Raw genomic sequence first — 12,253 nt, 5'->3', positions numbered from 1 at the left:
ACACCCCACACCCCACTTCCCCACTTCCTAATTCATAATTCATAATTCATAATTCTTTCTCCTGAAAATGCACCATGCTTCTATTCGTACCGCCAATATCCATCGGGCGATCGCTTTTTATCAACTTCTCGGTTTTACCCTAGAGGAAAGATTCACCACGGGTTATACTTTGGCCTGTTGGCTAACCGGGTTAAACGGACGCATCGAATTAATCCAAATTCCCCAACCGAAACCCGCACCCGATGCCTTTGGTGATCAGCATTATGTCGGTTATTATCACTTGTCTTTTGACCTAACAGAAAATGTCAGCAATTTACCAGAATGGTTAGAAAAATTAACAAATAACTTTCAGCAAGCCCATCAAGAAGATGCCGATTTATATCAACCTTTAAATATTCTTTTGCCACCCCAACAACAGATGATCGGCGATCATGTCTATGAAGTCACCTTTATTGCCGATACAGACGGTTTACCCCTGGAATTTATCCGTCGTTTAACCTAAAAAGATTGTCCCACTTCTAAGACTTTTGTTTGGCCGTTACGAGACAAAATAACCTGTTGATTGCCAACTTCCACTAAAGTCCAACCATTGACAAATTCCCCCGGAGAAATACGAGTAGTTATGCCCTTATTATCAAATAAAGCTGTAGATCGATCGCCTAAATCCATCACCCCCACCAGGGTATTTTTCACCTGATTATTGGTAGGAATAACCGCTGCTACTGGTCGATTTCCTTGGGGAGCAGCTGGTAATGGTGGTGCAGAAATGTCAGTATTTGAGGGTGTAACTGGGACAAGTTTGGCAGTATTTTCAGCGGTTTGGGGATAAACAGGAACGTAAATTCTTTCTATGATCTGGGGAGTGTTATTAACCGGTAAATTAGCGGGTAGTGCTGGTAGAACTGGCACTACTGGAGAAGGGTTATTTTTGGCAGCAGGATTGGGATCGGGGGATGAAGTTTGACCTTGGCGATCAATAATAGCAAGGGATGATTGCAGATAGGCAATAAATTTTTTATCTTCTTGGGAAATCGTGCTATTTTGAGAGATAGGGGCATTTTTTTGACTGATGAGCCATGCCACCACCCAACCTAGATAGACGCAAGCAATAACAAAAATAACTTTATCTAGGGGCATTCTAGGATTTTCTTCATAGCCCGCCGGCATATTTGTTTCACTCCTCGATCGCTGCTGTCGTTTCGATTCTAACAGGATAGCACTCAGTTATTCTCCCTCAATTTTCCTTTTTAACTGATTAAAATCTTCTAGAGGGGATATAGTGGACAGAGAATGATGTATATTAATGTAAGTAAAGTTTCGTAACAATTCTGAAATCCTTTGCTCAACTCTACCCTAGTTCCCAGCAATTCCGATCGCCTGAAACCCCTAGTCCCCAACTGGGAAAAATGTCAATCCGTCTTTTGGACAGCAGCATTTCTGGTATCAGTCCCCGTATTCATACAAGCGCCCCTAGTGCGCTACTATCCCGAAGTTAGCCTAGGTTTAACCTTTTTCTGGGTGGGGTTAGGGATTTGGCTGCTCAAACAAGAAAAAATCAGTCTTTGGGGGGATTTACTTTTGGGCTTTAGTTGGAGTTGGTTAGCAGGTTCTCTGTACTGGGGTTGGTGGCGTTGGGAACCGTTGATCCATATTCCCATGGAAGCGATCGGACTGCCCTTTGTTCTCTGGGGACTATACAAAGGTCGTGGCAAAGTGGGCAATCTTTTCTATCTGGGTTCTTTATTAGGAACGGCCATCACCGATGTATATTTCTATCTAACGGGACTAATTCCCTACTGGCGACAATTAATGACCGTGGAACTAGACCCTAACCTAGTATCGTCGATATTTCATAACGCCTTAGCCCAAATTGAGACCCCCTGGGGCATCAGTTGGGCGATTGTGCTGCTCAACCTGCTCTTAGCGATCGGTATCTATCCTTTGCAAAAAAGGGTATGTCATTGGTGGGCATTTAGCGGGGCCGTATTGAGTACAATTTTAGTCGATGGTTTATTTTGGATTACCGCTTCTCTGGCTTAATAGAATAAGCTATATAATAATTAGTGCATTCTATCCATTGCCGCTTATGCACCCGTGGATATACTACCAGGACAAAATCCCTATTTACTACTCCATACCGAGAGGGGCCAGCGTTTTTTCCCTCTTGTGGGCAGATCTTACTGGACAATCGGACGGAGCAAAGATAACGATATCGTGATTAAAGATCACTGTATCTCTCGTAATCACGCTATTTTACAATCCACGGAAACAGGAGATTTTTATCTGATCGATCTCGGTAGTCGCAATGGAACTTTTGTCAATGGCAGAAGGGTAGCCATTCCAGTGACTATCCATAGCAAAGAGCAGATCACCTTTGGCAAAACCGAGGTGCAGTTCTATCGTCCTGCTCCCACCCATGTAAGTAAGCAACCGCGCAATTTAGAATGGGATACCCTCACCTCCGCCCTCCATGAACGGCGCTTAACATCGGTGATGGTGGTAGATATGCGGAATTTTACGGCTTTAACCAGGCAATTAGACGAAAAAGTGCTTTCTTCTCTGATTGGCAGTTGGTTTCGCCATGCCGGGGGTATTATCCGCAGTTCCGGCAGTTGGGTAGATAAATATATTGGTGATGCGATCATGGCTATCTGGTTTCACGGCCAACAGGAAGTCGATCAAGACGATATCCTGCAAATTTTCCAAGCAATTATACAACTAAATAACATGACTTGCGCCTTAAGCGAACAATATCCCTTACCTTTTAAATTACGCATCGGTGCGGGAGTGAATACTGGTTATGCCATGGTCGGCAATACTGGCAGCGGTGAACATCCAGATTATACGGCGATCGGGGATACAGTCAACGCCGCTTTTCGTTTAGAGTCGGCTACCAAAGAAATGGGCAAGGATTTAGCCATCGGAGCCACTACCTACAGTTATCTCATCGGTTTACCCCATCTCCACCAAGTTTTTACTCAACACACCGTCAGTCTGAAAGGATACCACGATAGCACTATTGCCTACGGAACCACTTTTGATCACTTGGATCGTTTCCTCGATGCCAATATTAGTGAGGAGATGACTGGAATTACAGGATTTATCGGCAGTGTCTGAAGATTGAAATTAAACGGGGAGTTGGGAGATGTTTCAGTGTTGCCAAAGGCACGGCGTAGCCGTCCAGTAAACAGTAATCAGTGAAAATACAGTAGGAAACTTTGGCGTTGCTGAATCAAGGTATGAATGACAACCTTGCACCCATCCAAAAGTTAGTTTGGGTCTAGGTTTTAAAAATCCCACAAGAGAAGATTCATATCTCAAATCAGCAACGCCTTTGGTATTAGGGTATGCTGAAAGCAAATGTTAATTTTTGTCAAGCGACTTGCTTTTTTTTTCGCGCGTTCGTGCTACTTTAGAAGGTAAGGAACACCAGTTCCGTTTAAGGGAATTTTGCCATAGCTTCCACGAAAGAATAGGAGTTTTAGGCTACGGTGGCGTTAGGGTTTTAGCTTATCCCGAACTCAGGTTAAAGAAAAATAATTTACCCAAAGTGAGGTAACTGTACTATGTCTGAAATTAAAATCACTGAACTGACCATTGACCAGAACCCGAAAATGATTGACCTCAAGGCCGAGGCTGAAAAGGGTAATGAAGAAGCGATAATCGCCCTTAAGTCGTTGCGTGGTGGAGCCCAAAGATTCCGAGCACCAGAGTTGCTATTCTGAAGATTGAAATTAAACGGGGAGTTGGGAGACGTTTCAGTGATCAGTAAACAGTGAAAATACAGTAGGAAACTTCTATTTAATACTGTACACTTAAAACTCAAATCTGATAACTGATAACTGATAACTGATAACTGACTTACTCTTCGGTAGCGGCGAGAACTAAATCTTCCTCCTCCAAGGCGGGGGGAACTTCGATTTCTTCCACCACTTCCGAGACGGTCCGGCCTTCCGCTTCCGCTAGACGTTTTTCTCGGTATTTAATCGCCATTTCTTCCGCTTTTTCAAACACTAACGGGCGATTTTTGAGCATATCTCCCGGTTCTGGTTCTAATTGTTTAGTCGAGAGGGAAATGCGACCTCTTTCGGCATCGAGATCGATAATCATCACTTTTAACTCATCATTGACATTGAAAACCGTGTGGGGGGTGTCAATGTGATCGTGAGAGATTTCGGAAATATGCAGTAAACCACTGACTCCACCAATATCGATGAAAGCACCGTAGGGCTTGATTCCGCGCACAGAACCGATTACCACTTGTCCCACGGCTAAACCGTTCATCTTGCGTTCCACTAAAGCGCGACGATGACTTAAAACCAGACGGTTGCGATCCTCATCCACTTCTAAAAACTTTAAGGGCAATTCCTGACCGACTAAATCCTCTTTCGCTTCTCTGGTGCTAATGTGAGAACCGGGGATAAAGCCGCGAAGACCTTCAATTCTGACTAATGCTCCACCACGGTTAGTGGCGAAAACATTCGATCGCACGGTAGCATCTTCTTTTTGCAATTGACGCACCCGTTCCCAAGCGCGCATATATTCAATGCGACGGATCGACAGGGTTAGCTGTCCATCTTCATTCTCGTCGGTAAGAATGAAAAATTCCCTGGTTTCGTTGGGTTGTAAAACTTCTTCGGGATTATCGACGCGGTTGATCGACATCTCCTGCACGGGGATAAAAGCGGCGGTTTTAGCACCGATATCGATGAGCGCTCCCCGGGGTTCCATGCTGAAAACAGTCCCGGCGACAACATCTCCCGGACTGAAATGATAATCGTATTTGTCTAGAAGGGCGGCAAAATCTTCATGGGTAAAGCCTATGTTTTTGTTTGCAGTTTTTTGGGTGGTCATGTACGTTGTTTGGGCCTCGGAATTTCCGTAGGTTTTTCCTCCTATGTGATGTACAGTTTCTAAATAAAGGAGATGCCTCCCGATTTAGTTTCTAGGCAGGGCCTAGGGGATGAACTGCCGCATCCGGCTTTCTTGGAGGCAATCTGCCTCAAGAATGACTTTTAAGAATCTAACCAGAGCTTGGGCTTGAAATAGCACAAGGGATCCTCATTATAACTGAATCGGGAACTATTTAAGACGAGGTGATCACGCTGGCTTCTTCCACTGGAGACCAAGAAGGATAGGCGCGTTCGATTTCGGAGGATTGCAGCAGCGCTAAAGCGGCGATAAAGTCTCTAATTCCCTGAAAATTGCCGTAAACCGAAGCAAAGCGCACATAGGCCACTTCCGATTCTTGCCGGAGATATTCCAGGACTAATTGACCGATCTCCTGACTTGTTACCTCCCGTTTTGAGTCTTGCTGCAAACGGGATTCGATATCATTGACGATCGCCTCTAATCTTGAGTGGGGAATGCCGGTTTTTTCGCAAGCGCGGACGATCCCCCGGAGCAGTTTGCAGCGATCAAAAGACTCCCGTTTACCATCTTTTTTAATCACCGTGATCGGCACGAATTCGATGCGCTCGTAGGTGGTGAACCGATATTTACATTGTAAGCATTCACGACGACGACGAATGCTCTGACCGTTTTCGGAGGAACGGGACTCTAAAACGCGACTATCGGTATGCTGACAATTAGGACACTGCATAGGAGGCGCTCGGTGAGGGGAACCTTTAATTTAAGCCTTTAAATACGAAAACCAGAGCCGCTAACCTGCTTTTGACAAGCGGGCGGCTCAGGGAAGAAAATTATTAACCTAAACGGAGTTAAGAAATTTACTTTTGAATCCGGGGGGGTTCCCGGAAGGCGATGGCGAAGAAAATTACCGACAAAGCCATAGTTAAAACTAAAATGTAAGCGACGCTTTCCATGGTTGGACATCCTACAAGAGTGCTATAACAATCCTATAGTATCAGGAAATGAGCTTTTCGGCTTGTCTGGGGATGTAGATTACATCCCCAGAATCAGTGGCAATCTATTTAACGCTAACTTTTGCCCCGGCATCTTCCAATTTTTTCTTGATGGCGGCGGCATCATCTTTGTTAGTGCCTTCTTTAACCGCTTTGGGAGCGGCTTCTACTAGGTCTTTCGCTTCTTTGAGTCCTAAACCGGTCAATTCGCGCACTACCTTAAGGATAGCAATTTTCTTGTCGGCGGGAACTTCTTCGAGAACGACGTTAAATTCGGTTTGTTCTTCCACAGCTTCAGCAGCAGCCGCAGGAGCAGCCCCGGGAGCAGCCATAATGATGCCACCAGTTGGAGCGGCGGCGCTAACTCCAAAGGTTTCTTCGATACCTTTGACTAATTCCGCAGCTTCTAAGAGGGTCAGGGTTTTGAGTTTTTCTAAGATTTCAGCTACAGCAGACATGGGTTAGACTCCTAATTGTTTGTAAGTGATTGATTGGCGCGGTGTTAAGCCGCTTCTTTTTCTTCTTGACGGGCCACGGCATCGACGGCACGGGCCAAGGATGCGGGAACTTCGTTGATGCTGCGGGCCAGTTTGGCGGCAATGGCATTGATTGCTCCAGCGGCCTGAGCGATTAACTGTTCTTTCGACGGTAAATCAGCGATCGCTTTGAGCTGATCTTCTGTCAACAGTTGACCTTTTGTCCCTTCTTTGAGGACACCGCCGCGCAATTCGGTTTTTTTGCTTTCTTTTTTAAACTCTTGATAGGCCTTGAAAGCTCCACCAATATCCTCTTTTACGAGCAGAAAGGCGGATGTTCCCGATAAAAGGCTTTTCATCGGTTCCCAGCCACTATCTTCAGCGATCGCCAATCCCATCAAAGTGTTTTTGGTGACTTTACAAATCGTTCCCGTGGGGCGCAATTTGCGGCGTAGATTGCTGATTTCGGCGACGGTTAAACCTTGATAGTCGATGACCATCGTTAATTGAGCTTCGCTCAGGGAGGTTTTTAATTCTTCTAGAATTACTCCCTTGCTTTCTCTGCTTCTCCCCATCCCTTGTTCACCTCCTGTATGCGGGGGACCGGTTCCACAGGCACAAAAATAACCCCTTGTAGCGCCGGGGTTGAGTGGAGAGAATCAGTTCAGGCACGACCAAGACAGAAAAAATCTCTCTTTAGTCTTTTTGGCTGCTGTTTTCTCGCTTTGACCTCGGCAGGGTATTTTTAAGCTGTTTCGAACCTGCTGTCTTTGGCTTAAGCCAGTCTCTCATTATAGCACTATTGCGGGATTTATGTCAAGCATTTAAATTGCTTGTTGAGACGAGGCCCTCTTGCAACAGCAAAGGGATTGGGGGAGATTTGGCTAATCTAAGAATAAGCGGTTTAAATGTGTCTTAGCTTATAGCCGCTCAATTAACTAAACCTCTTGCATAGTTAATTTTTGAAGATTCAAAAACGGCAGCAATAAGGATTAAATTGCGTAAAATATGTGAAGAGACCGCTTATTATTGGTTCTTAATTCTCCTGATACTAAATCCGTTGAGTAACGCACAGAAAACGGGTTTCTCGGAGAAACCCGTTTTCTACTCATGCACTCATGCAAAAAGGGGAATAAATAATCAGTCTTTAATAACCAGATTTAGTATGACTATTAACTACTGACGACCGGATACTAACCCTAACAACAATTTTTGATTTTTACAAGAGGTCTATGGTTCAGTCTCTAGCGAAATAATTTTATTGTTAGGGTTGCCCACTCACCGATCACCACAATCTCTACATTGACCTTTGGGTTTACCATTATCTGTAGAATCATTTTTGTTGAAGTTTGGGCATCTTTTGTCAGGAGACAAGGTTCTAAATCTTTTAAAATGCCTCTTAGCTGACAGATTAGTCGAATATCTCTACATTTCGTAGCCAAATTTATTGGCATCCACTTCTTGTAAATTAATATCGATTAAACCGTATTCTGACCAGCGTTGGGAAACCTTGACCGCCATGGCAGGATCCGACTCCAAAGGTTCCCCCCATTCGTGGTCAGTTTCAGGATACATTTTTGTCGTGGCATCAATTCCCATTCTCCCCCCCAAACCGACCTTTTCGCTGGCAAAATCGAGGCTATCAAAGGGGGTTTCCGGGAGAATAAACACATCGCGAACCGGATCCACTTTAGAACTAATTGCCCAAACCACTTGCCGGGGGTCACGAATATTAATCTCCTTATCGACGACGATGACAAATTTAGTATAGGTGAACTGGGGTAAGGCACTCCAAAAAGCTAAGGCCGCTCGTCGCGCTTGTCCGGGATAAGCTTTATCAATGGAGATAATCGCCGCTTTATAGCTTAAAGCTTCCATCGGCAGGAAAAAATCCCTGATTTCCGACACCTGTTGCCGTAAAATCGGCGTATAAATACGATTAAGCGCGATAGCCATCATCGCTTCTTCCTTGGGAGGACGACCGCTAAAAGTGGTTAAGTAAATGGGGTCACGACGATGGGTCATGCAGTGGAAATGAATCAGGGGTGAATCTTCCACACCGCCATAGTAACCCATGTGATCACCAAAGGGTCCATCTGGCAATACCTCTCCGGGGGTAATTGTTCCTTCAAGGACGATTTCTGAGTCGGCCGGCACTTCCAAATCGAGGGTTTTACACTTGGCTAACTGTACCCCAGAACCGCCGTACAATCCCGCAAACAGCCATTCTGAGAGATCTACGGGGATAGGAGTGGCGGCGGCCATGATAATCAGAGGATCGACCCCTAAAGCGATGGCTATTTCTAATTTTTTGCCCATTTGTGCCGCTTTTCGCAGGTGACGCGCCCCACCGCGCACGGATAACCAGTGGACGGTCATGGTATTGTGAGACTGTAGCTGTAAGCGATAGACACCGACGTTAGGGGTTCCCGTTTCGCAATCTTTAGTAATTACTAGCCCTAGAGTGATAATCTGGCCTGCATCGCCGGAATAGGGGCGAATCATCGGAATTTTCTTTAAATCTACTTCATCCCCTTCTAAAATCACCTGTTGACAGGCAGGGAAAAAGTTACGGTTGGGTTTGGCTTTCAGGACATCAAACAACACTTTACCAAAATCGATCGCTTGGGAGAGTTTTTTCGGCGGTTTCGGTTGTTGCAACAGGGCGAGTTTTTTGCCTAAATCTTCCAATTCTTCGGGTTTATTCAGGTTCATCGCCCAACAGATGCGTTCTACCGTTCCCATCAGGTTAATAGCGACGGGAAACTCGGCCCCTTGCACGTTTTCAAACAGTAGGGCCGGTCCCCCCACCTGTAGCATCCGATTAGCGATCTCGGCAATTTCTAAATCGGCAGAGACCGATGCACTAATGCGGCGTAATTGCCCACGATCTTCTAAAAGCTTAATAAATCCTCGTAAGTCTCTAGCCATGATGAAGAAATGTAAATAAATCCCTGTCTCTATTATCTCTTAGGGCGGCAGTTTCTGTCGGGGATAGTCACCGTTTTGAGAGTTTGAGGCGATTCTCGTCTAGAATTAAGTAAAAAAATCCCCATCTTGCCGGGGTCATTTCTACCCCTAAGTTTGTGCTTATTCAGCCCGGAGGTCAACATGATTAAGGATCTTGAAATTAGTAATTTTAGATGTTTTGAGCATACCAAAATTGAAGGTTTTGAGCGAGTTAATTTAATTGGCGGTAAAAACAATTCAGGGAAAACTGCCCTATTAGAGGCAATATTTTTGTATAGTTATCCCTATCCAAATACTATTCATCCCTACATCAGAGGAATCATTCGTAGGCAATCTTTAGCAGTTGTTCAGGCTGTTCCCAAAAATGCCTGGGATAATTTATTATTCAATCTTGATAGAGAAAATATTATTGAGTTAAAAGGCTCCCAATCTAAACGAGGAGATAAATTGGTAAAAATATCGATTTCCGATTCTCTTAAAGATGGCGTTTTAGGCATCTCTGAAGACTTACAAAAATTATACGATTTTATCGCTAAAAATAAATCAGTTATTTCTATCTTAAATATTCACACAAGTTTTCACCTCAAGAATGACTCAAATGATGGTCAACTGAACTATTTTTTAATTGCTAGTTCTGAGGGAATACTCGCTTTACCTGATCCAGGTGATGAGGAACCAGTAATCATTGCCGCATCTGTCAGTAAATCTTTGGAAGAATTGAGCGAGTCCTATACTAAAATAGTTTTTAATGAACAGGAAGAAGAAGTGCTAAAAGCTCTACAAATTCTCGATCCTTCTATTGAGAAAATAGAAAGTTTTTTTCTGGGCGAACCAAATTTATATCTGAAAAGAAAAGAGAGAAAACGCCTACCCATATTTCTGTTTGGTGAAGCTATTAATCGTCTGATAGAGATGATTTTTGCTCTGCTGCTTAATCCGCAAAAAATTATTTTTATCGATGAAATAGAAAATGGTCTTCACTATACTGCTTACCCAGATATTTGGAAAACTTTATTCCGATTAGCTATCGAACTAGATAGCCAAATTTTTGCCACAACCCATAGTTTAGAGATGATCCAAGCTTTTGCCGATGTGGGGTTAGAATATTATCCAGAACAGGGGGCCTATTTTGAACTAGCAAGGAGTCCCAGAACTGATAAAATTATTGGTATTAAAAGACAATTAAGCACTTTAGAGTACGCCTTAAAACATGGCAATGAGGTGAGAGGTGAGTAACTTATTAATCGTCGAGAGCAAGAATGATAAAATTTTTATCGAAGCCCTAGTAAAATACTTAAATATTAACAAAATTCAGTTAGATAAACCGATTTGCTTTGAGGAAGATGACTATAAATGTTTACAGGGTTTAGATCAAGCTAAATTAACCAGCACTTTCGATGAAATTAAGGCGACTCTTGGTAAAAAAGCTATCCCTAAAGTTGGTATTATTATCGATCAAGATTCTGATACTAAGACAGAGCGACTAAATTGGCTTAACGATTGTCTGAAAAAGGTGTATCCAGAAGCGGAAGATATTAGGGAAACCAGTCAGCTTTATAGATTGACAACAATAGAAGATCAAATCACAGAATTTGCTTGTTATTTTACCAATGTGGAAGGACAAGGAGAACTAGAAACAGTTCTCAAGAAGATTAAAAGTCAAGATTCCACCTATGCGGATTGTTTAGAAGACTGGAGAAATTGTTTAAACAAGCAAGAAAAATCGATTAAAGACAAAGATTTTGATAAGTTTTGGATTAGTAACTATTTACGATTTGATACCTGTTCCACAGAAGACAAAAAACAAGCTGGCAGGAAATGCAATATGAATGGATTTGATTATGTTATGAAAAACAAACGTCATATTTGGAACTTTGAGCATGAAGTATTAAATGAACTCAAAGAATTTTTACAACTATTTGCTGTCTAATCAAAAATCCCCCTAGAAATCTAGAGGGATCGAGGGATATATGGAGGGCAATTTAGAAGTAAATTGTACCACCCCAGCGCTCGTCTAGACGGGGAGCAACCAACATATAAGCGGCGACGTTATACACATCATCTTCGGTCAGATTGCGTAATTCTGGGAAGATATCGGGACGGCTAACATTGGGATGAAATTCGCTTAGATCATCTTCACCATCGTAACTGGTGGGATGTTCTAGATAATCAATCAATGCTAACAGATTATCTCTGGGAGGTTCCGCTTTTGCCAGATCACCCAGACCCAAACTGACGTTATTATTAGTTTTGGTTTTACCTTGCAGGTGACACTTAGTACAATTGGCGACAAAAAGTTTCTGTCCTTCCGTCGCTTGTTCAGAAGTCAAAGTCACCGATTCCCCCGCATCATTGAGGGTGATGGTGAGGGTTTTTTCATTGAGTTCTAAGGCACTAGCGCCGTTAAGATTGAATTGTAATACAAAAAAGACTACAGCGATCGCTGCCACAATCAAACGTTTGATCATTGTTCTCCTACTCGCAATTGTTCCAAAAAAGGGAATTTTAAGGTGACTAAAAAATTTTCTCCTCTGGGAGGGTGTCGATCGATTCTAAGTGATCACGGACACCGAGAAGATCGCAGTGGGGAATAAAGTCAAGGGGACGTTTCCGTTTTCGAGGCGGTTACTCCTGAGCGTTGGGATAAAATCAGTGAGATAATTGCTTTAGCATCTTCTAGGGCGAGATTAGTCTGCCGATCTTTATAGGAGATGCCTAATTGGTCGCAAAGTGACAACACAGATTCATCGGCCAGATCGTACTCTGCCGCAATATCAGCGATCGATAGATCAGCAAACCCCATAGTCTAACGCACCCACCAAGGATAGAGAATACTTATTAGTTACCATAATTATCATGCCATTGCCGGGGACATTCTTAACAGTGATCAGTGATCAGGAGTCAGGATAAAGGATACAGGTTTTGGGGGTTGGGGTTTTGGTG

General features: G+C 43.5%; 15 protein-coding genes. 6 read left to right on the top strand and 9 right to left on the bottom strand.

Annotated elements, in window-relative coordinates; translation table 11 throughout:
• The first annotated feature begins 67 nt into the window (after positions 1-67).
• Positions 68-502, top strand: coding sequence for a VOC family protein (locus IQ234_RS16585; RefSeq protein ID WP_193957887.1), 435 nt, complete (start codon positions 68-70; stop codon positions 500-502).
• Here IQ234_RS16585 and IQ234_RS16580 read toward each other — a convergent pair.
• Entirely contained in the window at positions 499-1,167 is a 669-nt protein-coding gene (locus IQ234_RS16580) for a hypothetical protein (RefSeq protein WP_193957886.1), read from the bottom strand. The genes IQ234_RS16585 and IQ234_RS16580 overlap by 4 nt on opposite strands.
• Positions 1,168-1,338: 171 nt before the next feature.
• Between IQ234_RS16580 and IQ234_RS16575 the strand changes: the two genes are divergently transcribed.
• The 3 genes from IQ234_RS16575 (at position 1,339) to IQ234_RS16565 (ending at position 3,725) form a co-directional block, all read left to right on the top strand.
• Positions 1,339-2,040 carry a DUF3120 domain-containing protein gene (locus tag IQ234_RS16575; protein ID WP_193957885.1) on the top strand — a complete coding sequence of 234 codons (702 nt, stop codon included), beginning with the start codon at positions 1,339-1,341 and terminating at the stop codon, positions 2,038-2,040.
• 54 nt (positions 2,041-2,094) lie between these two features.
• Positions 2,095-3,117 carry an adenylate/guanylate cyclase domain-containing protein gene (locus tag IQ234_RS16570; protein WP_110579621.1) on the top strand — a complete coding sequence of 341 codons (1,023 nt, stop codon included), beginning with the start codon at positions 2,095-2,097 and terminating at the stop codon, positions 3,115-3,117.
• A gap of 449 nt (positions 3,118-3,566) precedes the next feature.
• Complete coding sequence (locus IQ234_RS16565) at positions 3,567-3,725, top strand: hypothetical protein (RefSeq protein WP_193957884.1); 159 nt, start codon at positions 3,567-3,569, stop codon at positions 3,723-3,725.
• 136 nt (positions 3,726-3,861) lie between these two features.
• Here the strand turns inward: IQ234_RS16565 and IQ234_RS16560 are convergent, their stop codons facing one another.
• The 6 genes from IQ234_RS16560 to IQ234_RS16535 all read right to left on the bottom strand — a co-directional run bounded on the left by IQ234_RS16560 (position 3,862) and on the right by IQ234_RS16535 (position 9,271).
• Complete coding sequence (locus tag IQ234_RS16560; protein WP_002737013.1) at positions 3,862-4,854, bottom strand: 30S ribosomal protein S1; 993 nt, start codon at positions 4,852-4,854, stop codon at positions 3,862-3,864.
• Positions 4,855-5,086: 232 nt separating this feature from the next.
• Positions 5,087-5,602 carry a transcriptional regulator NrdR gene (gene nrdR / locus IQ234_RS16555; protein WP_002737459.1) on the bottom strand — a complete coding sequence of 172 codons (516 nt, stop codon included), beginning with the start codon at positions 5,600-5,602 and terminating at the stop codon, positions 5,087-5,089.
• 127 nt (positions 5,603-5,729) lie between these two features.
• A complete protein-coding gene (locus tag IQ234_RS16550; RefSeq protein ID WP_012267019.1) occupies positions 5,730-5,825 on the bottom strand; it encodes a photosystem II reaction center protein T in 96 nt (31 codons plus the stop codon).
• A 104-nt stretch (positions 5,826-5,929) separates the two neighbouring features.
• The gene (gene rplL, locus IQ234_RS16545) at positions 5,930-6,322 is read right to left on the bottom strand and encodes a 50S ribosomal protein L7/L12 (RefSeq protein ID WP_002736522.1); all 393 of its coding nucleotides are present in this window, start codon (positions 6,320-6,322) and stop codon (positions 5,930-5,932) included.
• 44 nt (positions 6,323-6,366) lie between these two features.
• Positions 6,367-6,915 carry a 50S ribosomal protein L10 gene (gene rplJ / locus IQ234_RS16540; protein ID WP_193957883.1) on the bottom strand — a complete coding sequence of 183 codons (549 nt, stop codon included), beginning with the start codon at positions 6,913-6,915 and terminating at the stop codon, positions 6,367-6,369.
• Between the two features lie 850 nt (positions 6,916-7,765).
• On the bottom strand, positions 7,766-9,271 hold the full coding sequence (locus tag IQ234_RS16535) for a UbiD family decarboxylase (protein WP_193957882.1): 1,506 nt from the start codon (positions 9,269-9,271) through the stop codon (positions 7,766-7,768).
• A gap of 180 nt (positions 9,272-9,451) precedes the next feature.
• On the opposite strand from IQ234_RS16535, the gene IQ234_RS16530 reads away from it, so the two are divergent.
• Positions 9,452-10,546 carry an AAA family ATPase gene (locus IQ234_RS16530; protein WP_193957881.1) on the top strand — a complete coding sequence of 365 codons (1,095 nt, stop codon included), beginning with the start codon at positions 9,452-9,454 and terminating at the stop codon, positions 10,544-10,546.
• Positions 10,539-11,240 carry a DUF3226 domain-containing protein gene (locus IQ234_RS16525; RefSeq protein WP_193957880.1) on the top strand — a complete coding sequence of 234 codons (702 nt, stop codon included), beginning with the start codon at positions 10,539-10,541 and terminating at the stop codon, positions 11,238-11,240. The genes IQ234_RS16530 and IQ234_RS16525 overlap by 8 nt, the downstream gene beginning before the upstream one ends.
• A gap of 52 nt (positions 11,241-11,292) precedes the next feature.
• On the opposite strand, the gene psbV is transcribed toward IQ234_RS16525, so the two are convergent.
• Together psbV and IQ234_RS16515 are read right to left on the bottom strand one after the other, a co-directional pair.
• Positions 11,293-11,778 carry a photosystem II cytochrome c-550 gene (gene psbV, locus IQ234_RS16520; protein WP_002785283.1) on the bottom strand — a complete coding sequence of 162 codons (486 nt, stop codon included), beginning with the start codon at positions 11,776-11,778 and terminating at the stop codon, positions 11,293-11,295.
• Positions 11,779-11,906: 128 nt separating this feature from the next.
• Positions 11,907-12,113, bottom strand: coding sequence for a hypothetical protein (locus IQ234_RS16515; RefSeq protein WP_002735525.1), 207 nt, complete (start codon positions 12,111-12,113; stop codon positions 11,907-11,909).
• Positions 12,114-12,253: the final 140 nt, after the last annotated feature.

The sequence above is a fragment of the Microcystis aeruginosa LEGE 91341 genome, from assembly GCF_015206885.1.
GTDB lineage: Bacteria > Cyanobacteriota > Cyanobacteriia > Cyanobacteriales > Microcystaceae > Microcystis > Microcystis aeruginosa_H.
Note: the sequence above shows the minus strand (reverse complement) of the source record. Positions and strands in the feature narration are given on the sequence as shown.

Coding starts and splice junctions, on each gene's coding strand:
- IQ234_RS16585 (WP_193957887.1), top strand. CDS start 68: ATGCACCATGCTTCTATTCGTACCGCCAATATCCATCGGGCGATCGCT.
- IQ234_RS16580 (WP_193957886.1), bottom strand. CDS start 1,167: ATGCCGGCGGGCTATGAAGAAAATCCTAGAATGCCCCTAGATAAAGTT.
- IQ234_RS16565 (WP_193957884.1), top strand. CDS start 3,567: ATGTCTGAAATTAAAATCACTGAACTGACCATTGACCAGAACCCGAAA.
- IQ234_RS16560 (WP_002737013.1), bottom strand. CDS start 4,854: ATGACCACCCAAAAAACTGCAAACAAAAACATAGGCTTTACCCATGAA.
- nrdR (WP_002737459.1), bottom strand. CDS start 5,602: ATGCAGTGTCCTAATTGTCAGCATACCGATAGTCGCGTTTTAGAGTCC.
- IQ234_RS16550 (WP_012267019.1), bottom strand. CDS start 5,825: ATGGAAAGCGTCGCTTACATTTTAGTTTTAACTATGGCTTTGTCGGTA.
- rplL (WP_002736522.1), bottom strand. CDS start 6,322: ATGTCTGCTGTAGCTGAAATCTTAGAAAAACTCAAAACCCTGACCCTC.
- rplJ (WP_193957883.1), bottom strand. CDS start 6,915: ATGGGGAGAAGCAGAGAAAGCAAGGGAGTAATTCTAGAAGAATTAAAA.
- IQ234_RS16535 (WP_193957882.1), bottom strand. CDS start 9,271: ATGGCTAGAGACTTACGAGGATTTATTAAGCTTTTAGAAGATCGTGGG.
- IQ234_RS16530 (WP_193957881.1), top strand. CDS start 9,452: ATGATTAAGGATCTTGAAATTAGTAATTTTAGATGTTTTGAGCATACC.
- psbV (WP_002785283.1), bottom strand. CDS start 11,778: ATGATCAAACGTTTGATTGTGGCAGCGATCGCTGTAGTCTTTTTTGTA.
- IQ234_RS16515 (WP_002735525.1), bottom strand. CDS start 12,113: ATGGGGTTTGCTGATCTATCGATCGCTGATATTGCGGCAGAGTACGAT.